Source organism: Streptomyces corchorusii (assembly GCF_001514055.1).
GTDB classification, from domain to species: Bacteria; Actinomycetota; Actinomycetes; order Streptomycetales; family Streptomycetaceae; genus Streptomyces; species Streptomyces olivaceoviridis.
The window spans coordinates 400,911-424,198 of record NZ_KQ948354.1; the positions used below are offsets into that span (position 1 = coordinate 400,911).

14 protein-coding genes and 1 pseudogene are annotated in these 23,288 nt (G+C 73.4%); 3 read left to right on the forward strand and 12 right to left on the reverse strand.

Annotated features, from left to right (window positions below; all coding sequences use genetic code 11):
- Window position 1 precedes the first annotated feature (1 nt).
- Entirely contained in the window at window positions 2-1,582 is a 1,581-nt protein-coding gene (gene guaA, locus AQJ11_RS11745) for a glutamine-hydrolyzing GMP synthase (protein ID WP_014674443.1), read from the reverse strand.
- A gap of 280 nt (window positions 1,583-1,862) precedes the next feature.
- Here guaA and AQJ11_RS11750 point away from each other — a divergent pair, with 280 nt between their 5' ends.
- Complete coding sequence (locus tag AQJ11_RS11750) at window positions 1,863-2,153, forward strand: chorismate mutase (RefSeq protein ID WP_014674442.1); 291 nt, start codon at window positions 1,863-1,865, stop codon at window positions 2,151-2,153.
- A gap of 561 nt (window positions 2,154-2,714) precedes the next feature.
- Here the strand turns inward: AQJ11_RS11750 and AQJ11_RS11755 are convergent.
- From AQJ11_RS11755 to AQJ11_RS11770, 4 genes are all read right to left on the reverse strand, one after another.
- Complete coding sequence (locus AQJ11_RS11755; protein ID WP_058081597.1) at window positions 2,715-4,493, reverse strand: GMC oxidoreductase; 1,779 nt, start codon at window positions 4,491-4,493, stop codon at window positions 2,715-2,717.
- 70 nt (window positions 4,494-4,563) lie between these two features.
- Window positions 4,564-6,177, reverse strand: a complete 1,614-nt coding sequence (locus AQJ11_RS11760; protein ID WP_059262983.1) for a succinic semialdehyde dehydrogenase — start codon at window positions 6,175-6,177, stop codon at window positions 4,564-4,566.
- 137 nt (window positions 6,178-6,314) lie between these two features.
- Complete coding sequence (locus AQJ11_RS11765; protein WP_059262984.1) at window positions 6,315-7,265, reverse strand: serine/threonine-protein kinase; 951 nt, start codon at window positions 7,263-7,265, stop codon at window positions 6,315-6,317.
- Window positions 7,266-7,343: 78 nt separating this feature from the next.
- On the reverse strand, window positions 7,344-7,568 hold the full coding sequence (locus tag AQJ11_RS11770) for an MBL fold metallo-hydrolase (RefSeq protein WP_059262985.1): 225 nt from the start codon (window positions 7,566-7,568) through the stop codon (window positions 7,344-7,346).
- Window positions 7,569-7,595: 27 nt separating this feature from the next.
- Between AQJ11_RS11770 and AQJ11_RS11775 the strand changes: the two are divergent.
- Window positions 7,596-7,739: pseudogene (locus tag AQJ11_RS11775) on the forward strand (helix-turn-helix domain-containing protein); the annotation flags it as partial.
- Window positions 7,740-7,784: 45 nt separating this feature from the next.
- On the opposite strand, the gene AQJ11_RS11780 reads toward AQJ11_RS11775, so the two are convergent.
- From AQJ11_RS11780 to AQJ11_RS11800, 5 genes are all read right to left on the reverse strand, one after another.
- A complete protein-coding gene (locus AQJ11_RS11780) occupies window positions 7,785-9,500 on the reverse strand; it encodes a protein kinase domain-containing protein (RefSeq protein WP_059262986.1) in 1,716 nt (571 codons plus the stop codon).
- Between the two features lie 106 nt (window positions 9,501-9,606).
- A complete protein-coding gene (locus AQJ11_RS11785; protein ID WP_059262987.1) occupies window positions 9,607-11,430 on the reverse strand; it encodes a serine/threonine-protein kinase in 1,824 nt (607 codons plus the stop codon).
- A gap of 162 nt (window positions 11,431-11,592) precedes the next feature.
- A complete protein-coding gene (locus AQJ11_RS11790; protein WP_059262988.1) occupies window positions 11,593-14,325 on the reverse strand; it encodes a protein kinase in 2,733 nt (910 codons plus the stop codon).
- A 163-nt stretch (window positions 14,326-14,488) separates the two neighbouring features.
- A complete protein-coding gene (locus AQJ11_RS11795; protein ID WP_107120808.1) occupies window positions 14,489-16,546 on the reverse strand; it encodes a serine/threonine-protein kinase in 2,058 nt (685 codons plus the stop codon).
- 480 nt (window positions 16,547-17,026) lie between these two features.
- Complete coding sequence (locus AQJ11_RS11800; protein ID WP_041665445.1) at window positions 17,027-18,733, reverse strand: glycerol-3-phosphate dehydrogenase/oxidase; 1,707 nt, start codon at window positions 18,731-18,733, stop codon at window positions 17,027-17,029.
- 281 nt (window positions 18,734-19,014) lie between these two features.
- On the opposite strand from AQJ11_RS11800, the gene AQJ11_RS11805 reads away from it, so the two are divergent.
- The gene (locus tag AQJ11_RS11805) at window positions 19,015-20,223 is read left to right on the forward strand and encodes a nucleotide sugar dehydrogenase (RefSeq protein ID WP_059262989.1); all 1,209 of its coding nucleotides are present in this window, start codon (window positions 19,015-19,017) and stop codon (window positions 20,221-20,223) included.
- Between the two features lie 210 nt (window positions 20,224-20,433).
- On the opposite strand, the gene AQJ11_RS11810 is transcribed toward AQJ11_RS11805, so the two are convergent.
- Window positions 20,434-21,558 carry a GuaB3 family IMP dehydrogenase-related protein gene (locus AQJ11_RS11810; protein WP_014674429.1) on the reverse strand — a complete coding sequence of 375 codons (1,125 nt, stop codon included), beginning with the start codon at window positions 21,556-21,558 and terminating at the stop codon, window positions 20,434-20,436.
- Between the two features lie 136 nt (window positions 21,559-21,694).
- Window positions 21,695-23,200, reverse strand: a complete 1,506-nt coding sequence (guaB, locus tag AQJ11_RS11815) for an IMP dehydrogenase (protein ID WP_059262990.1) — start codon at window positions 23,198-23,200, stop codon at window positions 21,695-21,697.
- Window positions 23,201-23,288 lie beyond the last annotated feature (88 nt).

Below are 23,288 nucleotides of genomic sequence, written 5' to 3' on the forward strand. Positions count from 1 at the left end.
CCTACTCCCACTCGATGGTGCCCGGCGGCTTGCTCGTCACGTCCAGGACGACCCGGTTGACGTCACGGACCTCGTTGGTGATGCGGGTGGAGATCTTCGCCAGCACGTCGTACGGCAGACGCGACCAGTCGGCCGTCATCGCGTCCTCGGAGGAGACCGGGCGCAGGACGATCGGGTGGCCGTAGGTGCGGCCGTCGCCTTGGACGCCCACGCTGCGGACGTCGGCGAGCAGGACCACCGGGCACTGCCAGATGTCGCGGTCCAGGCCGGCCGCGGTCAGCTCCTCGCGGGCGATGGCGTCGGCCTCGCGCAGCAGGTCCAGCCGCTCCTTGGTGACCTCGCCGACGATGCGGATGCCGAGGCCCGGGCCCGGGAAGGGCTGGCGCTGGACGATCTCCTCCGGCAGGCCCAGCTCCTGGCCGACCATGCGGACCTCGTCCTTGAACAGCTTGCGCAGCGGCTCGATCAGCTTGAACTCAAGGTCCTCGGGGAGGCCGCCGACGTTGTGGTGCGACTTGATGTTCGCGGTGCCGGTGCCGCCGCCGGACTCGACGACGTCCGGGTAGAGGGTGCCCTGGACCAGGAACTCCACGGCCGGGCCCTCGTCGGCGATGATCTCGGCCTGCGCCTGCTCGAAGACGCGGATGAACTCCCGGCCGATGATCTTCCGCTTCTCCTCGGGGTCGCTGACCCCGGCGAGCGCCTTGAGGAAGCGCTCCTCGGCGTCGACGACCTTCAGCTGCACGCCGGTCGCCGCGACGAAGTCCTTCTCGACCTGCTCGGTCTCGCCCTTGCGCATCAAGCCGTGGTCGACGTACACGCAGGTCAGCTGGGAGCCGATGGCCTTCTGGACGAGGGCGGCGGCGACGGCGGAGTCCACGCCGCCGGACAGGCCGCAGATCGCGCGCTTGTCGCCGACCAGCTCGCGGATGGCCTCGACCTGCTCCTCGATCACGTTGCCGGTGGTCCAGTTCGGCTCCAGACCGGCACCGCGGTACAGGAAGTGCTCCAGCACCTGCTGGCCGTGCGTGGAGTGCATGACCTCCGGGTGGTACTGGACGCCGTAGAGCTTCTTGTCGTCGTTCTCGAACGCGGCGACCGGGACGACGTCCGTGGAGGCGGTGACCGTGAAGCCCTCGGGCGCGGCGGAGCAGGCGTCGCCGTGCGACATCCACACGTGCTGCTCGGCCGGGGTGCCCTCGAAGAGGGTGGAGGAGTTCCTGGAGACGTGCAGGTCCGTACGGCCGTACTCACGGGCGCCGGTGTTGTCGACCGTGCCGCCGAGGGCCTGCGCCATGAGCTGGAAGCCGTAGCACATGCCGAAGACGGGGACGCCGGCCTCGAAGATCTCACGGTCGAGGGTGGGGGCGCCCTCCTCGTACACGGACGAGGGGCCGCCGGAGAGGATGATCGCCGCGGGGTTCTTGGCGAGCATCTCGGCGACCGGCATGGTGCTGGGCACGATCTCGCTGTAGACCCGCGCCTCGCGGACGCGTCGGGCGATGAGCTGGGCGTACTGCGCGCCGAAGTCGACGACCAGGACGGTGTCGGGGGTGGCGGCAGACTGGGTCGCTGATGACACGGGGTGCCTTCTGGTGGTCGGGCGGGGGTCTGTGCTTCCGATTCTAACGGGGTGGCCGGGGAGACCTTCCGAGGGAAGCCGCCGTGGCATACTGACCGCATGCGCAAGCACTCGACCTTCGTCTTTACCTATGGCACCCGGCCCGCCGGCTGCCATGGTCGTGCTGCTTGAGCTGACGCCAAGCGACTTCCCAGGCGCCCCGGGCCGACAAGGCCCGGGGCGCCTGTCGTTTCTCCGGGCCGTGTCGTTCCGGGGCACTCATCCCAGCGAGGAGCCCGACATGACCACCACCGCACCGGACACCGCACCGGACGCGCAGGACGCCGCGCCGGAGGCGATCATCGCCGACGCCCGTGACCGCATCGACGCGCTCGACGACCGGATCATCGGTCTCGTGCAGGAGCGGATGGCCGTCTCCGCCGTCGTCCAGCAGACCCGTATCGCCTCCGGCGGGCGGCGGGTGCACCTGTCCCGCGAGATGGAGATCCTCGGCCGCTACCGGGACGCGCTCGGCAAGCCGGGCACCGCGCTGGCCATGACCCTGCTGGAGCTGAGCCGGGGTCGTATCTGAGTTCGGTCCCGCTCTCACCCGTACGGCGCGTGACCGGTCCGCGCACCGCTTCGTTGAGGGGGGTGTCCGTGCCAGCCAGGGGCGGGCCCGAAAGAACCACGCGTGGCTCGCTGGAGCGATGAGGCGTACGGGTCGTGCCGTACGCCGTGGGACCTCGCTCCGGGAAGTGACCGGACGGCAGGGGACAGCAGCCCGGTCACCCAAGAGAACGGCCGGCTCCGGGGACGCCCGGGGCCGGCCGGCGGAACACCGACAACCACACACAGGGCACAGGAACCAGCGGCGCGACCCCCGGCGCCGCTCCCCGGCACCGGCGCTGCCCTGACGCCGGTGCTGACCGGAAGAAGGGCCCCGCGGCCTCTCCGTCCCGCGGGGCCCTTCGTCATGCCCACCCCCAGGATGTGACTCAGTTCACACGCGAATCCCGGGTCTCCGGAGCAACCCTTCACGCTTTTCGCTGATCAAACCTGCGGATCAAGAAAACGGTGAGAGGGACCTGCCTTCGGAGGGGGATGCAGGTCCCTCTGTGCCGTTCCGGCCGGCCGGCGGATGCCCGCCCGGTCACTTCTTCGGCGGTACCGCCGGCATCCCCAGGAACGGCAGCCGCAGCGCGCCGAACGCGTCCGCCGGGACCGCCGGGGTCTTCGGCTCCACCGGCTTGAGCCGCTCGTACGCCGCTCCGGGCGCCGGCCGCGGGTCCTCCTCGCCCTTGTTCGGCCAGAACGACATCGCCCGCTCGGCCTGCGCGGTGATCGTCAGCGAGGGGTTCACCCCCAGGTTCGCCGAGACCGCGGCGCCGTCCACGACCGAGATGCCGGGGTGGCCGTAGAGCCGGTGGTACGGGTCGATCACGCCCGTCTCCGGGGAGTCGCCGATGGGGCAGCCGCCGAGGAAGTGCGCGGTGAGCGGGGTGCCCATCAGCTCGCCGACGTTGCTGCCGGCGAAGCCGTTGATCTCGGCGGCGAGCGCGGAGGCGGCCTCGGTCGCGGCCCTGATCTGCTTGGGGTTCGGCGCGCCGTGTCCCTGCCGCGCGGTGAGCAGACCCCTGCCGATGCCGCCGGGCTTGAGGTACGTGGTCAGCGAGTTGTCCAGGGACTGCATGACCAGGCCGATGATGGTCCGCTCCGACCAGCGCCGGTTGGACAGGGAGCGGGCGACCAGCATCGGGTGCCGGGCCGCGTTCGCCAGCCAGGCGAGGACGCGCGAGGAGCCCTCGGCGTAGGGCACCTGGAGGATGGACAGGCCGCCCATCGAGTTGGAGCCCTTGCCGTACCGGACGGGTTCGATGTGGGTGTTCTCGTCGGGGTGGATCGAGGACGTGATGGCGACGCCCCGCGTGAAGTCGGCCCGCGGCGCGCCGGTGGCCCTGCGGTAGCGGCGGTTGTCGGTCTGCGCGCCGACCAGGGCCTCGGAGTTGGTGCGGGTCAGGTCGCCGAGCCGGGCGGACAGGTAGGGCAGCTGGCCGCCGGCCTTCATGCGGTGCAGCAGGGTCTGGGTGCCGTAGGTGCCCGCCGCGAGGACCACCTTGCGGGCGGTGAAGAGCCGGCCCTCGCCCGTCTTCTTCCGGTCCGTCGGCAGGGTCGCCACCGCGTAGCCGCCGCGCGAGTCGTCCGTGACGGACACGACCGTCGTCATGGGGTGCACGACGGCGCCGGCCTTCTCGGCGAGGTACAGGTAGTTCTCGTTGAGGGTGTTCTTCGCGCCGTGCCGGCAGCCGGTCATGCACTCGCCGCACTCGGTGCAGGCCCTCCGGTCGGGGCCGGCCCCGCCGAAGTACGGGTCGCTCACCCGCTCGCCGGGCCGGGCCTTGGCCTTGCCGTCGGCGTCCTCGCCGTCACCGAAGAACACGCCTACCGGGGCCAGGTGGAAGGTGTCGCCGACGCCCATCCGCTCGGCCGCCGCCTTCAGGTGGACGTCGGAGGGGGTCATGGTGGGGTTGAGCCGCACCCCGAGCATGCGCCGGGCCTGGTCGTAGTACGGCCCCAGCTCCTCCTGCCAGTCGGTGATGTGCCGCCACTGGGGGTCCTCGAAGAAGGGCTTCGGCGGCACGTAGAGGGTGTTGGCGTAGTTGAGGGAGCCGCCGCCGACGCCCGCGCCGGCCAGCACCATCACATTGCCCAGCAGGTGGATGCGCTGGATGCCGAACATGCCGAGCCTCGGGGCCCAGAGGTAGTTCTTCAGGTCCCAGGAGTTCTTCGGCAGCGTGGCGCGGGTGAAGCGGCGTCCGGCTTCCAGTACCCCGACCTTGTACCCCTTCTCGGTCAGCCGGAGGGCGGACACCGAGCCGCCGAAGCCGGAGCCGACGATCAGGACGTCGTAGTCGTAGGCGTCTTGCGGCACGTGTACTCCTCGTCGAGTTGCGGCTGCGGGTCGTCGTGGCCGGTCGCGGTTGCCCGCGCCCCCGGGTCGGTCAGCGGAACCGGAATGCCTTCATCAGCTTCAGGCTCGTGCTCATGAAGCGGGCGTAGGACTCGTCGTCCATCCCCAGCGAGGGCGCCATCGGCAGCAGCCGCTGCTGGGCGACGGTCTGGGCCTCCGTGTACTTGAGGAGGCCCTCGGAGCCGTGGCGGCGGCCCAGACCGGAGTCCTTCATGCCGCCCATCGGGGACTGGACGCTGCCGTAGGCCGAGGCATAGCCCTCGTTGACGTTGACCGTGCCGGTGCGCAGACGGGCGGCGACGTCCCGGCCGCGGCGGGCGTCGGTCGTCCACACGGAGGCGTTCAGGCCGTACGGCGTGGCGTTGGCGCGTTCGACGGCCTCGTCGTCGCTCTTGAACCGGTAGATCGAGACCACCGGGCCGAAGGTCTCCTCCTCGCAGACGGCCATGGAGCTCTCGACGCCGTCGAGGATGGTGGGCTCGAAGAAGTAGGGGCCGACGTCGGGGCGGGCCACCCCGCCGGCGATCACCTTGGCGCCCTTGGCGACGGCCTCCTCGACATGCCGCCGCACGGTCTGGAGCTGGCGTTCGCCGACCAGCGAGCCCATGTCGGCGCCGTAGGCGAGGGAGTTGCCGAGCCGCATGGCCTTGGTGCGGGCGGCGAACCGCTCCAGGAAGGCGTCGGCGACCGACTCGTGGACGTAGAGCCGCTCGATGGAGATGCACAGCTGGCCGGCGGAGGAGAAGCAGGCGCGTACGGCTCCGGCGGCGGCCTTCTCGATGTCGGCGTCCTCCAGCACCAGCATGGCGTTCTTGCCGCCGAGTTCGAGGGAGACGCCGACCAGGCGCAAGGCGGCGCCGACGGCGACCTCGCGGCCTGTGCGGGTGGAGCCGGTGAAGGAGACGTAGTCGGCGTGCTTGACCAGCTCCGGGCCGACGACCGGGCCCTCGCCGAGGACCACCTGGAAGACGCCCTCGGGCAGGCCGGCCTCGATGAGCAGGTCACGGGCCCACAGCGCGGTGAGGCAGGTCTCCGTGTCCGGTTTCATCACGACGGCGTTGCCTGCGGCGAAGGCGGGCAGGGCGTCGCCGACGGACAGCTCCAGCGGGTAGTTCCAGGGGACGATCTGGCCCACCACCCCGCGCGGGTGGCGCAGTTCGGTGACCTTCGTCAGCGTCGGCACGGCGCCCGCGTGCCGCCTGGGCTTCAGGTAGGCGGCGGCCCGGCGGCCGTAGTGGCGGGCCGCGACGGCGACGGCCTGCACCTCCTCGTGCGCGTGCAGGCGGGCCTTGCCGGTCTCCAGCTGGATCAGGTCGAGGACCTCGGCCTGCCGCTCCAGCAGCAGGTCGTGGAAGCGGAGCAGGACGGCGGCCCGCTGCCGGACCGGGACCTTCGCCCACACGGCCTGGGCGGCGCGGGCCGCCCCGAAGGCCTCGGCGACGTCCTCCGGGCCGGACTCGGGCAGATCGGCCAGTTTCTCGCCGGTGAACGGGGTGTGGTTGGCGGTGCGGCCGGAGCCGACGACGCCCTTGGTCAGCTGGGCCACCAACTCCGGGGTGACCACGTCGGCGGCGGTGCGGGCGCCTTCGGGCGCGGGCGCGAGCGGGTTGGTACCGGCGGTGTCCGGGGCCTGCGTGTCCGTCATGACGCGCAGGGTATGCCGCGGCGGAGGCTTTGTGTACCCGTCGGTAACGCGGATTCACCGAGTGCTCACACGCTGCCAGTGATCACTGGCAGCGAATGCGCTGATCAGGGCGTTGGGCCGGAGCACCGCACCCCCGATCAGTCGATCTCGGTCTTTCTCGCCAGCAGGAGCCCGAGGGCGGCGAGGGGGGTACGGCGGGGCGCCGGCTCGGGCGCGGTCGCGGGGTCGGGGGCCGGGTCGGGGTCGGATTCCGGGCCGGGGGCGGCGGCCGGTGCCGGCTCGGGGGCCGGCTCGGGGGCCGGGTCGGCGGCCGGTGGGCGGGGTTCGCGCGCCGGTTCCGGTACGGCGGTGAGCCCCAGGCACTCGCGGAGCGCGGCCTCGGCCTCCGCCGCGTCCGGCCGGGCCGCCGGCTCGTCGGCGTGCAGCCGGTCCAGCAGCGGGCCCAGCGGGCCGGGGTCCGTGTCGCCCAGGGTGACCCGGAGCAGGGCGCCCAGGGACCACAGGTCGGAGGCGGGGCCGGCACCGGGCCCCGCCGCCCGCTCGGGCGCGACGAAGCCGGCGGGCGCGTCCTCCGCGTGCCCGTCGCCGATGCCGAAGTCGGTGAGGACGACCCGCCCGGTCCCGGACTCCAGCAGCACGTTGGCCGGTTTGAGGTCCCGGTGCACGATCCCGACGGCGTGGGCGGCGCGCAGCGCGCCGAGCACGGCGAGCCCGATGCGCGCGGCCTCCTCGGCGGGGAGCGGGCCGCGGCGCAGCACCTCGCGCAGGGACTCGCCGGCCACCAGCTCCATGACGATCCACGGGATGCCGTCCTCGGTGACGACGTCGTACACCGTCACGGCCGAGGGGTGCCGCACCCGGGTGGCGGCGCGGGCCTCGTGGTGGAGGCGGTGCGCGATGCGCCGGCTGTCCTCGTCGACGGCAGGATCGCCGGGCAGCAGGGGCTCCTTGACGGCGACCAGCGCCTGCCCCTGTTCGTCCCGGGCGCGCCACACGGTCCCGGACGGCCCGGAACCGAGGCGCCCGGCCAGCCGGTAACGACCGCCGACCAGACGTGCGTCGGGCGGGTGTTCGCCGTCTTCAGTCATGTCACATCAGTACCGTGCGCACCACGCCGTTGTCGAAGCGGGAGGTCGGGGACAGGACCGGGGAGCGGAGGTGGGCGGTCACGCGGCCCACCGGTGCAGGCTGAAGCCGTGCGCGGCCTCGCGCACCTCCACCGCCCCGGCCCCGCCGAAATGCGCCGGGACCACCAACGCCCGTTCCTCCGCCGCCCGTTGCAGCACCCGCTGCCGGGTGCGCGCCGCCTGCCCGGGGTCGAGGCAGAAGCAGCTGCTGCACCCGGGCCGCAGGATCTGCACCGGGCTGTGCAGCAGGTCGCCGACGAACACCGCCCGTTCGCCGCGCGACTCGACCCGGCGACCCGGCTGCGCGAGACGGACGCGCCGCTCGCCACGGTGGCGCGGGAGACGGGGTACGGCAGCCCGTACGCCCTCTCGCACGCGTTCAGCCGGGAGTTCGGGATCACACCGAGCGCGTACCGGGGGCTCAGGGCTGCCTGATCTCCGGGCGGGCGGTCGCCGCCCCGCGCCGGGAGGGCGAACCGGTCACACGCCCGTGAACGAGAACGTGTCGACCGCCACGTCGAAGTACTCCCGCGCCTCCCGCACCTGCCCGACCGGCGCCGACACCCACACGTCGTACAGCCGGCCGTTCTCCTCCCAGCACAGGTCGTAGGTGTGACGCGGGCCCTCCGCCGCGCTGAAGCCGTCCCAGGTGAACTCCCAGAGCGCGGCCGGGTGCCCGTGGTGCGTGGTCCGGATGACCCGGCCGTCGTGGTACCCGGGGTTCGTGGAGGGGCCGTCGGCGGCGGAGCGGTTCATCGCCGCCTCGGGGCCGCCCGGCTGGGACCCGCCGACCCGGATGCCCAGGCGGAAGGTCCCGCCCGGTGAGAGGTAGAAGACGCGCGGCCCCTCCGGGCTGCGGGTGAAGCCCTCCGGCACGGCGAGGGAGAAGCCGGCCGGGTCACGGGCCGTGCGGTAACCGGAGGGCGCGGTGCGCGAGCCGGCGCCGGGGGTGGGCGACGGGGAGGCGGTCGTACCTCCCCGGCCCGTGCCGGTCGGCGACGGGGACACCGCCGTGCCACCCGTGCCGGTCCTGGTCGCCGGGCTCGTCGCGGTACCGCCCGGGGTGCCGCCGCCCCCGTCCCCGTTCCCGTGCAGCAGCAGCGCCGCGGCCGACACGCCGGCCCCGGCCAGCGCGGCGACGAGCAGTGCCGCGACCAGCAGGCCGCGCGGGGAGGAACGCGCCGGGGGCGGTTCGAGCGGCGGCCGGACCTGGCCGGCCGGCGGCGGTCCGCCGTGGGGCAGGTCCCACTGCGTCGGCGTGTACGGTGCCGGGGACCTCGGCGTGAGGCTCCCGCCGATCCGGTGGATGAGCCCGCCGCCGTGCGCCCCGGCCGGGCCCGGGTCGCCCGGCGCGGGCGGCGTCCGGCCGGTCTCCAGATACGTCCACAGCATCCGCTCGGCGTCCGCCGCGCCCAGCCGCCGGTCCGGGTCGCGCTCCAGCAGCCCCAGGACGACGGGCAGCAGCGGCTCGGCCTCGGCCGGCGGGCGGATGTCGTCGGAGACGACGGCGTGCAGGATGCCGCCGAGCGAGTCGCGGCGGAACGGCGACTCGCCGCTGAGCACCGTGCACAGCAGCGCGCCCAGCGACCACAGGTCGGACTCCGGCCCGGTGCGCAGCCCGGACATCCGCTCCGGCGCGGTGTACTCGGGCGAGCCGACGAACGAGCCGGTCTCGGTGAGCGTGGTGGCGCCCTCGACCTGAGCGATGCCGAAGTCGGTGAGGACGACCCGGTCGGTACCCGACTCGATCAGCACGTTCGCGGGCTTGATGTCCCGGTGCAGCACCCCCGCCTCGTGCGCGGTGCGCACCGCGCTCAGCAGGGCGATGCCGATCCGCGCGGCCTCGGCGGCGTCGACCGGCCCGTCCCGGTCGATCCGGTCGGCGAGCGAACCGCCGTCGATCAACTCCAGGACGAGATACGGCCGTTCGTCCTGCTCCACCACATCGTGCACGACGATGATGTGCGGGTGCCGCAACTGGCAGACCGCGCGCGCCTCGCGGAGCGTGCGGTCACGGCGGCGGCGAGCGTCGTCGTCCGGGAGCGCGTCGTCGGGCAGGAGTTCCTTGACCGCCACCTGACGGCCCAGCACCTGGTCGCTCGCCCGCCACACGACGCCCATGCCGCCGCGCCCGATGCGTTCCTCCAGGCGGTAACGGCCCGCGATCAGCCGGAAGCCGGCTCCCTCGGTCCCCATGCGCCCATCATGCCGCAACGGACCCGTGCCCCCCGGGACGCCGACCGGCCAAGACACACCGGTCAGCCTGCCAATTTCGGCCGACTCGGCGGCCGCTGACGCCGGTTCAGCCTTCGTCCGGGGGCTGCCAGCCGCGCAGCACCCAGGTGAACTGCTTGCTGGTCGTGGCCCAGTCCCCGGCCGGCGAGGACATGTAGAGGGCGTACTCGGTGCCCTGCCGCGAGAAGTACGTCTCCTCGACCGCGTGCCGCGGCCCGGGGACGTACGGCGGGTCCTTCTTCAGCGCGGTCCAGGTGTACTCCCACCGGGCGCCCTTGCGGTCGCGGTAGATGTTCTCCCTCATCGTGACGCGCTGGTAGTCGACCAGCCGCTGGAGCTGCTGCTCCAGGTCCTGCTGGTGGGAGAGGGGGTCGGCGAAGTCCGGTGAGCCGTCGATGGCGATGCGGACGAAGTGCTTGCCGTTGTCGGGCGTGTAGTCGATCTGCTTGAGGTCCCCCTGGATGCCGTACACCTCGCGCTTCCAGCCCCTGGGCAGGGAGAGGCTGAAGCCCAGCGGGTCGTGGTACGTCCTCCAGCCGGCGGGGATCGTGCCGTCGGTCCCGGCCGACTCGCTGTCGGCGGGCGCCGGGCTCACCTCGCCGCCGGCCCCGGGCTTCTGCCCGCCCCAGTGCTGGATCGCCACCGCCCCGGCAGCGCCGAGCACCGCGGCCACGGCGACGACCAGCGCGAGGGTGCGCAGCCGCCGGCGGGGCCGGGCGGGCGCGGGTCCCCGGACCGTGAACGCGCCGACGGAACCCGGGTCGTGTCCGGGCACGGGGGCTCCGGGCTCGTACGGGGAGGTGGCGGAACCGGAACCGTACGGGGTGGAACCGGAACCGTACGGGGAAGCGGCGGAACCGGAACCGTACGCGGCCGTCGGGCCGCCGGAGCGGTAGCCCTGGCCGGAGGAGTTCGGGCCGTAACCGGTGGGCGAGGTCCCGGAGCCGTAGCCTCCGCCCGACGTGGGGTCGCCGTGGCCGGGCGGGGTCGTGCCCGGGACCGGGTCCTGGTGGCGGTCGGTGGTTGCCGGGATGCCCGAGCCCTGGGTCGGGACGAACGCCTGGGCCGTGCGCGGCCGGCGGCCCTCCGCCGCCTCGGCGAGCATCTGCTCGGCCTCCTCCGCGCCCGGCCGCCGGGCCGGGTCCTTGCGCAGGAACGCGGCGATGACCGGGGCGAGCGGACCGGCGTGGCGCGGCTCGTCCGCCTCCTCCTCGACGACCGCCTGCATGGTGCTCAGCGGGGAGGTCCGCCGGAACGGCGAGCGTCCCTCGACCGCCGTGTACAGCGTGGCACCGAGCGCCCACAGGTCGGAGGCCGGGCCGGGGTCGTGGCCGCGCACCCGCTCCGGGGCCAGGTAGTCGACCGAGCCGACGACCTCCCCGGTGCGGGTGATGGTGGTGTCGCCCTCGATCTGGGCGATGCCGAAGTCGGTGAGCAGGACCCGGCCGTCCGCGCCGAGGAGGACGTTGCCGGGCTTGACGTCCCGGTGCAGTACCCCGGCGGAGTGCGCGGCGCGCAGCGCCCGCAGCACCCACAGCCCGATCCGCGCGGCCTCCGCCGGCTCCACGCGCCCCCGCTCCTTGACCGCGTCGGCCAGCGAGGCGCCCTCGACCAGCTCCATCACGATCCACGGGCGGCCGTCGTGTTCCAGCACGTCGTGCACGGTGACGACGGCGGAGTGGTTGATGCGCGCGGCGGCCCGGGCCTCGGCCCGGGTGCGGGCGAGCAGCACGGACCGGTCGCTGTCGGAGACGTAGAGCGCGGCGGTCAGCTCCTTGACGGCGACCTTCCGGTGCAGCACCTCGTCGTGGGCGCGCCACACCCGGCCCATGCCGCCGCTGCCGATGGAGTCGGCGAGCCGGTAGCGGCCCGCTATGAGCAGGCCCTGCATCTGATTCACGTTGCCCCGCAATGCTCTTGACAGGGTCAGCGTAAGGACCGGCCTGCCCCCAGGGAACCAGCGGGGTGCCAAGGACACCGCACTGTGACGATGGTCATTTCCGCGCGAGAGAGGGAACCGCGCCGGCAGCGCCCGGCCCCGGGTGCACGCTGCTCAACCGGTGTAGCGATACGTCGCGGTAGCCTCCTCGTACAACCGCGTCACCTCGTCCCGCTCCGCCTCCGGACCCCGCACCTGGACGACGTGGTAGCGGCCGTTCAGCAGCAACGCCATGTTCCGCACGAACAGGTCCCGGCCCTGTCCGTCGGTCCAGGTGAACTGCCCCTCGGCCATGGTCCGTCCGCCCACCTCGATGGTCCGCAGCCCGGTGGCCGTGGCCCAGCTGGAGTCGCGGTACGGCTGGAGTTCGCGCTCCTTGTCCCGCTGATAGACCATCGGATCGCTGCCGTACGCGGACGTGCCGTCCCGTCCCGGTACGACGATGAGCTCGAAGTTCCCGTGCGCGTAGACCGCTTGGCCGCTGCCGTTCTTCGGGCTGCGCTCCCAGCCCTTGGCGACGGCGACCTTGAAGCCGTCCGGGTCCTTGCGCAGGGTGAACCCGTCGGGGACGGCGGGGTCGCCGCCCGTCTGCGTCTCGGTCGCGGGCGCGGAGGCGGAGGCGTCGCCGCCCGGCGCGCTCTGCCCGGTGGAGGGCTGCGGGGTGTGCGAGGGCGCGGTGCCGGTCTGCCCGGCGCCGCCGGCACGGTCGCCGCCCGCCGCGCCGCTCTCGCCCTGTTTCGGCATGAAGAGCATCGCGTAGGCGATCGCGCCGGCCAGCAGGAGCAGGATCAGCAGGAGCAGGGTCCGGCCGAGGCTGCGCGGCGAACCCTCGCCGTCCCGGGCCCGCTTGTGCCGGCCGTGCGGATGGGCCGCGGGCAGTCCGGCGCGCCGCCGGCGCACCAGCTCGCCACGGCGCCGGACGATCGGCAGCCGGCTCGGGTCGGCGGGCGGCGTGGGGACGACATGGGCGCCGGCGTCCGGCTCGGGCGCGGACCGCACCAGCGACCGCAGCCAGCCGCTCAGCTCCTCGACGTCCGGCCGCTCGGTGGGGTCCTGACGCAGCAACGACTCCACGACCGGCCGCAGCGGCCCGCACTCCTCGGCGAAGGCGGGCGGCTCGGCGCACACCAGCTGCACCAGCTCGGCCGTGGACTCCTCCGGGTACGGCGCGTGCCCCTGCACGGCCCGGAACAGCAGGGCGCCCAGCGCCCACAGGTCGGTGGCCGGGCCGATCGGCGCCGCGAGCTGCCAGTTCTCGTGCACGGGCCCGGCCTGCTCCGGCGCCCAGCGCTCGGTCACCGGGCCCACCACGGTCATCCGCACCTGCCGCGCCCGCTCGGCGGCGAGCGCGGTCCCGGGCCCACGGCGCGCGGCCCCGGGCTGATCCCAACCACCCCCACCCGGCGACGCGGAGAGACCGGCACCGGGGGCGGTGCCGGGTGCGGGGGCGGTGCCGGACGCGGGGGCGGGGGACAGTTCGGAGTACGGCGGGGTGGCGCCCGGATAGCCGGCCCCGGATCCCCCTCGCACCTGCCGGCCCTGCTCACCACCCGGCGCCGGCGCACGTCCCGGGCCGTAGCCCTGGCCGGGCGCCGACGCCTGCCGCCCGGCCCCGTACCCCTGACCCGGCACGAACGCCTGCCCGGTGCCGGGGTCCGCCGCGGGCAGGCCCGGCCGTTGGGCCCCGCCGTCCGGGGCCGGGGGCGTGCCGCCGGAGCCGGGGCGCGGTCCGGCGCCGTGCCAGGGGGCGCCGCGCACCCCGTAGGGGTCGGCTATCCGGCCGGGCGGCGCCGTGGGGCCGGCGCCCTCGCGGGAGGGGTACGGCGGTGCCGTGCCGGTGTCGGTGTCGTCGTCGGCGGGTGGCCGCGCGCCCGGCAGGGCGGCGCGTTCGTCCTGCTGGGCCTCGTGCACCCGGGCGGCGGCTCGGGCGCCCGCCCGGTACGCGGCGATGGCCCCGGCCCGGGCGGCGCGGATGTCGGCACCGCTCTCCAGGGCCGGCTGCCCCGCCGTACCGGACACGCCGTTCGCCCCCGGCGCCGGGAGCGCCCCGGCCGCCCGTGCCTGGATGGCGGCCCGCCGCGCGGCCTCGGGATCGACGTCCGCGGCCGGCCCCGCGCCGGCGGGGACCTCGCCGGCTCCCGTTCCGGGGCCGACGCCCAGGGCTCCGCCGCCGACGGAACCCGGCGCGGCGCCGAACCCCTCCCCCGTGCCGCCGTCCTGGCCCTCGGGGGCCGGCACCGGGTCGTATCCGGACAGCGCCTCCTCCGCCGCGCCGGCCGCGAGGCCCGTCAGCATCACGCGGCCGTCGTCGCAGACGAGGACCGTGCGGACGGTGACGTTGCGGTGGACCCAGCCATGGGCGTGCAGCACCCGCAGCGCCATGAGCACGTCGGAGGCGACCTCGGCCGCCCGGTACGGCGTCAGCGGCCTCTCGGCGAGCAGGGCGGCCAGCGGACGCGCGTTCACCAGTTCGCTGACGATCCACAGCGACCCGCCCTCGGCGAACACGTCGAAGACCTGGTCCAGCCGGGGGTGGTCGGGGATGCCGGCCGCCGCCTGGGCGGCCTCGACGGCGCGCCGCACCGCCGGATCGGCGGGCTGCCGGGTGGCGGCCCTCGCCTCCGGCGCCCGGCGGGACGCGCGCTCCCGTGCGGTGAACCCGGCGGGCAGCCCCTCCGCGTCGAGCACCTCGGCCTCGACCACCTCGGGCAACGGCACCTGCCGGACGAGGACTTCCTGACCGCTGTAGGTGTCGAAGGCGCGGGTCTCGGTGAGTTCGTACTCGTCGGACGGCGGCAGTGGCAGGCGGTAGCGGTCGGCGAGCACCCGACCCGCGTAGTCGTCCACTTTGCCTCCCCCGGCCGCCCGGTTGGTCACGTCCGTTCGCCTCACGACCCGTTTCGCACACGCATACGGCCGCGTACGGTCCGCGACACTTCACGATACGTGCCGGAGGCAACCCGCATTGAGAGGATGACGGATTCTCACGAACGAAACCGGCGCGCGGCGCCTACGACTTGGGTTCGAAGGACCTCGTCAACGTCTTCCAGGTGTCCTTGCGCAGTTCGCCGTTCCAGTCGGCGCCCTTCGCGGTGTACATCAGCGCGTAGCCGAGGTGGTCGTTCACCACGAAACCCCGGTCGATCGTGCGGTACTCGGTGCCGCCCTCGACGTACGTGAACTCCCAGTCGGCGGTGTTCCAGTCGCGGTAGTCCACCTGCTCGATGCGGATCTTGTGGTACTGGGAGCGCACCATGTAGTGCTCCTGGTTCCTCCAGTCCGCCACCGGGTCGTCCTTGGGCGTGCCGGTCCAGGCGACGAGCAGCTTCTGCCCGCCGGGCCCGGTGTAGCGGTCGCCGGCGGCCCCGCTGGACCCGTACTTCCACCCCTTGGGCAGCCCGATCGAGTACCCCTGGCCGCCCTTGCGGGTGGTGACCACCGGGGCGCTCCCGCTCTCCTTCGAGCCGGAGGAGCCGTCGGCGGAGTCGGAGTCGGAGTCCGAGTCGGAACCGGTACCGGCGGACCGGCTCGCCCCGGCGTCCTTCGTCGGCCCGGTGGTCGCGGAGGCCGAACCCGCCCCGTCCGTCCGGGTCGCGTTGTCCGTGCCGCCCGTGCCCTTGTCCTGCTTGGCGGACGCGTCGGCACTGGCCGCCGCCTTGGCCCCGCCGCTCTTGTCGTCCTTGCCGTCGTCGCCGCCCAGGGCGAAGGCCAGCACGGTCCCGAGCACCGCGAGCACGACCACCACGGCGATGACCAGCAGCGTGCGCTTCGACACCACATCGGTCAGCGGCGCCCTCGGCACCGGCCGCGTCGGCAGGTCCAGGTCCGGCGGCGGCACCACGGGCCAGCCGGAACCCTGCTTGTTCGCGCTGGAGTTCGGCACACCGGCGGCACCCGACGCCGGACCGCCCGGCCGCGCGGCGGGGACAGCCCCCGGCCCACCGGAGAACCCGGGCCGCGCCCCACCGGGAGCCGCGCCTGCAGCGCCCCCGGCGCCCGCCGCGCCAGCCGTTCCCGGCGCGGACGGCCCGTTCCCGCTCTTGGTCCGCGCGGTCGCCGCCGTGGCCGCCCCGGCCGCCTTGCGGACCGACCGCAGGGCGCCGCGCAGCTTCTCGCCGCCCTCCTCGCCCCGCCTGCCCTCGGGCCCACCGGACTGCGCCGGCAGCGGCACCACCTGCGTGGCGTCCAACGGCTTGGGCTCGGGCGCCTGGATCACGGCGTTGAGCATGGCCCGCGCCCCGGCGTCGTCCAGCCGCTTGGCCGGGTCCTTGGTCAGCAGGCCGTAGATGACGTCCCGCAGCGGTCCCGCGTTCTTCGGCTCCTCCAGGGACTCGGTCATCACCGCGGTGAGCGTGGCGATCGCCGAGCCCTTGTCGTAGGGCGGGGTGCCTTCGACCGCCGCGTACAGCAGGCCGCCGAGCGACCAGAGGTCGGCCGCCGGTCCCGGCTTGTGGCCGCGGGCCCGCTCCGGGGAGATGTAGGAGGGGGCGCCGACGAGCATGCCGGTGGAGGTGATGGACGGGTCGCCCTCGACCTGCGCGATGCCGAAGTCGGTGAGGACGACCCGGCCGTCCTCGGCGATCAGCACGTTGGACGGCTTCACGTCCCGGTGCAGGATGCCCTCCCGGTGCGCGGAGCGCAGCACGTCGAGGACGGCGAGCCCCACCTCGGCGGCGCGCTTCGGCTCCAGCACGCCGTCCTCGCGGATGACCTCGGCGAGGGACTTGCCCTCGACCAGCTCCATGACGATCCAGGGCCGGTCGTCCTCGTCGACCACGTCGAAGACCGTCACCGCGCTGTTGTTGCGGATCCGGGCGATCGCCTTGGCCTCGCGCAGGGTGCGCGTGATCAGGCGCCGCTTCTCCTCCTCGTCGATGTTCGACGGGAACCGCAGCTCCTTGACGGCGACCGTCCGGCCCAGGGTCTCGTCCTCGGCGCGCCAGACCGTGCCCATACCGCCACGGCCCAGCACGTCTCCCAGCCGGTACCGCCCCGCGAGGAGACGCCGCTCGTTCTTGTCCTGACGAGTCTCCTGACGAGATGTACCCGCCCGCTCCGCCTCCGACATGCGTCCCCTCATACAACCCGCCCTGACAGAGCCTCCATTGTCTCTCACCCGGCAAGTGCCCGACGCCCAGGGTGCCCCTGGCCTGCGCCCGCCCCCGCCGCCACGGAAGCCCGCCTGAAGCAGGCGTTCCGCTTACCGGGATGATGGGCCGCAAGGAGGGATGAACCGGCATGCCGACGCTTCGGACAGTGCCGTCCCCACCGATGCCCCCGCGCTGCCGCTCCCCCCGGCCGCCGTCCGGAACACCTCCCGGCGCACCTCCCCGGTGGGGGCGCTGCTCACCCGCCCCAGCGGACTGGCCGACTTCACCCAAGCCACCCAGGACGCTGTGCCCTTGACTGCACCTCAGGCCGTACGCATCGCTCTCTCCCTCCCCCCGGCTGCTCGCCGCCGCGTTCTGCCCTCGCACCTGGTAGAACGGCCGGGATTCGAGCGGAGATCCCCAAAACGGCCACTCGTTCGAGTGAACGTCAGCCGCTGCTACAGCGGCACGATGTCCGGCGCGCCCAGCCTCGCGGCGTCCGCCGTGTGGTCGTCCGGCTGGAGCTGGGACTCCCGCTCGGCCTCCACCCGCTTCTCGTAGTGCTCGACCTCGCGGGCGATCTGGTCCTCGTCCCAGCCGAGGACGGGTGCCATCAGCTCGGCCGCCTCGCGGGCGCTGCGGGTGCCGCGGTCGAAGGTCTCGATGGAGATGCGGGTGCGACGCGTGAGGACGTCGTCCAGGTGCCGGGCGCCCTCGTGCGAGGCGGCGTACACCACCTCGGCGCGCAGGTAGTCGTCGGCGGCGTGCAGCGGCTCGCCGAGCGAGGGGTCGGCGGCGATGAGGTCCAGGACCTCCTCGGCCAGCGAGCCGTACCGGTTCAGCAGGTGCTCCACGCGGACCACGTGCAGTCCGGTGCGCGCGGCGATCCGCGCCCGCGCGTTCCACAGCGCCTGGTAGCCCTCCGCGCCGAGCAGCGGGGTCTCCTCCGTGACACAGTCGGCCACGCGCATGTCGAGCCCGTGCACGGCCTCGTCGACGGCGTCCTTGGCCATCACCCGGTACGTCGTGTACTTGCCGCCGGCCACGACCACCAGTCCCGGCACCGGGTGGGCGACCGTGTGCTCGCGGGACAGCTTGCTGGTGGCGTCGGACTCGCCGGCCAGCAGCGGGCGCAGCCCCGCGTACACCCCCTGTACGTCGTCGCGGCTGAGCGGCACGGCCAGCACCGAGTTGACGTGCTCCAGCAGATAGTCGATGTCGGCGCTGGACGCGGCCGGGTGGGCCTTGTCCAGGTCCCAGTCGGTGTCGGTGGTGCCGATGATCCAGTGCCGGCCCCAGGGGATGACGAAGAGGACGGACTTCTCGGTGCGCAGGATCAGGCCGGTGGTGGAGTGGACGCGGTCCTTGGGCACGACCAGGTGGATGCCCTTGGAGGCGCGGACGTGGAACCGGCCGCGCTCGCCGACCATGGCCTGCGTGTCGTCGGTCCACACACCGGTGGCGTTGACGACCTGCTGGGCGTGGATCTCGTACTCCCCGCCGGCCTCCACGTCCTGCACCCGGGCGCCGACGACCCGCTCCCCCTCGCGCAGGAACCCGGTCACACGCGCGCGGTTGGCCACCTTCGCGCCGTAGGACGCGGCCGTGCGCACCAGGGTGGCGACGAAGCGGGCGTCGTCCATCTGGGCGTCGTAGTACTGGAGGGCGCCGACCAGGGCGTCCTTCTTCAGGCAGGGGGCCACCCGCAGGGCGTGGCGGCGGGTGAGGTGGCGGTGCACGGGCAGGCCCCGGCCGTGGCCGCGGGCCATGGACATCGCGTCGTACAGCGCGACGCCCGAGCCCGCGTACAGCCGCTCCCAGCCCTTGTGCTGGAGCGGGTAGAGGAACGGGACCGGCTTGACCAGGTGCGGGGCGAGGCGCTCCAGCAGCAGTCCGCGCTCCTTGAGGGCCTCGCGGACCAGGGCGAAGTCGAGCATCTCCAGATAGCGCAGGCCGCCGTGTATCAGCTTGCTGGAGCGGCTGGAGGTGCCGGACGCCCAGTCACGGGCCTCGACCAGGCCGGTGGACAGGCCACGCGTGACGGCGTCCAGCGCGGTACCGGCGCCCACCACTCCGCCGCCGACCACCAGCACGTCCAGCTCGCGCTCCGCCATCGCCGCCAGTGCCCCGGCGCGCTGCGCCGGTCCCAGAGTCGCTGTCCTCACCGCTGCCTCCCGCTGTCGCAGACTCGCTCGCGTCGGCCGCACCCGGTGGGCGAAGCCCGGTTCATCCCCTCCTCATGCCCAAATTCTGACCGGGCTGCCCGACTTCAGCCACCACGGACTCCCGCCCTGTGGACAACTTGCGCACAACCCTGGGAAGACACACAAACACAATCACACATAACGGTCATATATGTACCTAGTCTGACAGTGCACTCGCTCGTCTTCTCCACAGCGGTTGCGCACCTGTCCCGCTTCGGCTACTGGGAAGGACGGCCCACGCCATGCCCGCAGACCTCGCCGTCATCGGACTCGGTCCCTACGGCTTGCCGCTCGCCCAGGCCGCCGTCGCCGCCGGTATCCCCACCGTCGGCTATGCCACCGGCCCCGAGGCCGGCTCACTCAGCCCCGCGGAGCTGCGCCGGATGCACTCCGCCGGGTTCCGCCCCGTCACCGACCCCGCCCAGCTCGGCCGGGTGCGCACCGCGGTGATCTGCGCGCCCACCCCGCGCGGCGCCGACGGCGGACTCGACCTCGGCCAGGTCGAGGCCGCCGCCCGCACCCTGGCCGCGCGGCTCCGCCCGCACACCACGGTCATCCTGGAGTCGCCGGTGCTCCCGGGAACCACGGAGGAGTTCCTGCGCCCGCTGCTGGAGGAGGGCTCGGGGCTGCGCGCCGGCCGCGACTTCCACCTCGCCTACTCCCCCAGCCGGGTCGACCCCGGCAGCCGCGACCACACCCCCGCGAGCACCCCCAAGGTCATCGGCGGCCTCACCCCCGCCTGCACCGAGTCGGCCGCCGCGTTCTACGGCCGGCTCACCGACAAGGTGGTACGCGCGCGTGGGCTGCGCGAGGCGGAGACCGTGCAACTGCTGGAGACCAACTTCCGGCACGTCAACATCGCGCTCGTCAACGAGATGGCCGTGCTCTGCCACGAGCTGGGTGTCGACCTGTGGGACGTCATCCGGTGCGCGGAGACCAAGCCCTTCGGCTTCCAGGCGTTCCGGCCCGGTCCGGGCGTCGGCGGGCACGGGGTCCCGCTGGACCTCACCGGGCACGCGACCCGCACCCTGCGCATGGTCGAGCTGGCTCAGCAGGTCAACAGCCGGATGCCCCGGTACGTCGTCCAGCGCGCCGCCACGCTCCTGAACGAACACGGCAAGTCCGCGCGCGGGGCCCGCGTGCTGCTCCTTGGCGTCACCTACAAGCCCGACCTCGCCGACCAGCAGGGCACCCCGGCCCAGGAGATCGCCGTACGACTGATGGGGCTGGGCGCGGCCGTGAGCTACCACGACCCGTACGTGCCCGAGTGGAGCGTCCTGGACCGGCCCGTGCCGCGCGCGGACTCCCTGTACGAGGCGGCGGCCGACGCCGACCTCACGATCCTGCTCCAGCAGCACCGGACGTACGACTTGCAGGGACTCTCGGTGAAGGCCCAGCTGCTGCTGGACACACGGGGGGCCACGCCCACGGGGGCGGCGCATCGGTTGTGAAGGGGGGCGCGTGGAGGTGCCGGGGCTGGAGGCTGGTTCGGAGCCCACCGCAGGGGTCACTGCGGCAGGCTCCTGGAAGTGATCGGAGTGTCCACCCCTGTTCCGTCTCGGGGTGGCCAGTTCCCGTGACCACGCCCGGGCATGCGGAAGGGCCGGTCATCCGCTGGGGATGACCGGCCCTTCCGGCGTCGTGGCGACCGCTTCCGGCGACTACCGCCGGTGCTGGCTGTCCGCCACCGTCACCTCGACCCGCTGGAACTCCTTCAGCTCGCTGTAGCCGGTGGTGGCCATGGCGCGGCGCAGGGCGCCGAAGAAGTTCATCGAGCCGTCCGGGGTGTGGGACGGACCGGTGAGGATCTCCTCGACCGTGCCGACCGTGCCGAGGTCGACCTTCTTGCCGCGGGGCAGCTCCTCGTTGACCGCCTCCATGCCCCAGTGGTGGCCCTTGCCGGGCGCGTCCGTGCCCCGGGCCAGCGGGGAGCCCATCATCACGGCGTCGGCGCCGCAGGCGATGGCCTTGGGCAGGTCGCCGGACCAGCCGACACCGCCGTCCGCGATCACGTGCACGTACCGGCCGCCGGACTCGTCCATGTAGTCCCGGCGGGCCGCGGCCACGTCGGCGACGGCCGTGGCCATCGGGACCTGGATGCCGAGGACGTTGCGCGTGGTGTGCGCGGCGCCGCCGCCGAAGCCGACGAGGACACCCGCGGCACCCGTGCGCATCAGGTGCAGGGCCGCCGTGTACGTGGCGCAGCCGCCGACGATCACCGGGACGTCCAGCTCGTAGATGAACTGCTTCAGGTTCAGCGGCTCGTGCGAGGACGACACGTGCTCCGCCGAGACCGTCGTACCCCGGATGACGAAGATGTCCACGCCCGCGTCCACGACCGCCTTGGAGAACTGGGCGGTGCGCTGCGGGGAGAGCGCGGCGGCGGTGACCACGCCGGAGTCGCGCACCTCCTTGATGCGGGCGCCGATCAGCTCCTCCTTGATCGGTGCCGCGTAGATCTCCTGGAGGCGGCGGGTCGCCTGCTCGGCGGGCAGCTCGGCGATCTCGTCCAGCAGCGGCTGCGGGTCCTCGTACCGCGTCCACAGGCCTTCCAGGTTGAGCACGCCGAGGCCGCCCAGCTCGCCGATGCGGATCGCGGTGGCCGGGGAGACCACGGAGTCCATGGGGGCGGCCAGGAACGGCAGCTCGAAGCGGTAGGCGTCGATCTGCCAGGCGATCGAGACCTCCTTCGGGTCCCGCGTACGGCGGCTGGGGACGACGGCGATGTCGTCGAAGGCGTACGCCCGGCGGCCGCGCTTGCCGCGCCCGATCTCGATCTCAGTCACGTTGGTGGCCTTTCCCTATGCGTTGCAGCGCCTTCCAGTATCGCCGACGGGTACGACAACGGCGGCCCCGGATGCTCCGGGGCCGCCGTGGCAACGAGCCTCACGCGCGCGTGGGCGTCGCCTCTCGCCGCTGTGGTTACTTCTTGCTGCTGTAGTTCGGCGCCTCGACCGTCATCTGGATGTCGTGCGGGTGGCTCTCCTTCAGGCCCGCCGAGGTGATCCGCACGAACCGGCCCTTGGACTCCATCTCCTCGATGGTGGCGGCGCCGACGTAGCCCATGGTCTGGCGCAGGCCGCCGACGAGCTGGTGCAGCACGTTGGCGAGCGGGCCGCGGTAGGGCACCTGGCCCTCGACGCCCTCGGGCACGAGCTTCTCGTCGGCGGTGACGTCGGCCTGGAAGTAGCGGTCCTTCGAGTACGACTTGCCCTGGCCGCGCGACTGCATGGCGCCCAGCGAGCCCATGCCGCGGTACGACTTGAACTGCTTGCCGTTGATGAAGAGCAGCTCGCCCGGGGACTCCTCGCAGCCGGCGAGGAGGCTGCCCAGCATCACCGTGTCGGCGCCGGCGGCCAGCGCCTTGCCGATGTCGCCGGAGTACTGCAGGCCGCCGTCGCCGATCAGCGGGACGCCGGCGGGGCGGGCCGCGAGGGACGCCTCGTAGATGGCGGTGACCTGGGGGACGCCGATACCGGCGACGACACGGGTGGTGCAGATGGAGCCCGGGCCCACGCCCACCTTGATGCCGTCCACACCGGCGTCGATCAGCGCCTGGGCGCCGTCACGCGTGGCGACGTTGCCGCCGACCACGTCGACGTCGACGCTCGACTTGATCTTCGACATCCAGCTCAGGGCGTTGCTGTTGTGGCCGTGCGAGGTGTCGACGACCAGGAAGTCCACACCGGCGGCGGCGAGCGCCTGGGCGCGCTCCAGCGCCTCCGGGCTGGCACCGACCGCGGCACCGACGAGCAGCCGGCCCTCGGCGTCCTTCGCGGCGTTGGGGTACTTCTCGGCCTTGACGAAGTCCTTGACCGTGATCAGGCCCTTGAGGACGCCCTCGTCGTCCACCAGCGGCAGCTTCTCGATCTTGTGCTTGCGCAGCAGTTCCATGGCCTCGGGGCCGGAGATGCCCACCTTGCCGGTGACCAGCGGCATCGGGGTCATGACCTCGTGCACGCGCCGGGTGCGGTCGCTCTCGAAGGCCATGTCCCGGTTGGTCACGATGCCGAGGAGCTTGCCGGCCGGGTCGGTGACCGGGACGCCGCTGATGCGGAACTTCGCGCACAGGGCGTCCGCCTCGGCGAGCGTGGCCTCCGGGTGCACCGTGATCGGGTCGGTGACCATGCCGGACTCCGACCGCTTGACCAGGTCGACCTGGTTGACCTGGTCCTCGATGGAGAGGTTGCGGTGCAGCACGCCGACGCCGCCCAGCCGGGCCATCGCGATGGCCATGCGGGACTCGGTCACCTTGTCCATCGCGGCCGACAGCAGCGGGATGTTCACCCGGACGTTGCGGGAGATGCGGGACGAGGTGTCGACCGCGTTGGGGAGCACCTCGGATGCGCCCGGCAGCAGCAGCACGTCGTCGTAGGTCAGCCCGAGTGTCGCGAATTTACCGGGCACTCCGTCGACGTTTGCAGTCATGACACCTTCCCCAAATGGCCTTGATCGGTGCGGATGTCCATGCTAACGGGAAGCGTCGCTAGCAAATTCCACGGTACGGGGTCGCCTC

Coding starts and splice junctions, on each gene's coding strand:
- AQJ11_RS11780 (WP_059262986.1), bottom strand. CDS start 9,500: ATGGGGACCGAGGGAGCCGGCTTCCGGCTGATCGCGGGCCGTTACCGC.
- AQJ11_RS11795 (WP_107120808.1), bottom strand. CDS start 16,546: ATGTCGGAGGCGGAGCGGGCGGGTACATCTCGTCAGGAGACTCGTCAG.
- AQJ11_RS11765 (WP_059262984.1), bottom strand. CDS start 7,265: ATGACTGAAGACGGCGAACACCCGCCCGACGCACGTCTGGTCGGCGGT.
- guaB (WP_059262990.1), bottom strand. CDS start 23,200: ATGACTGCAAACGTCGACGGAGTGCCCGGTAAATTCGCGACACTCGGG.
- AQJ11_RS11805 (WP_059262989.1), top strand. CDS start 19,015: ATGCCCGCAGACCTCGCCGTCATCGGACTCGGTCCCTACGGCTTGCCG.
- AQJ11_RS11750 (WP_014674442.1), top strand. CDS start 1,863: ATGACCACCACCGCACCGGACACCGCACCGGACGCGCAGGACGCCGCG.
- AQJ11_RS11760 (WP_059262983.1), bottom strand. CDS start 6,177: ATGACGGACACGCAGGCCCCGGACACCGCCGGTACCAACCCGCTCGCG.
- AQJ11_RS11785 (WP_059262987.1), bottom strand. CDS start 11,430: ATGCAGGGCCTGCTCATAGCGGGCCGCTACCGGCTCGCCGACTCCATC.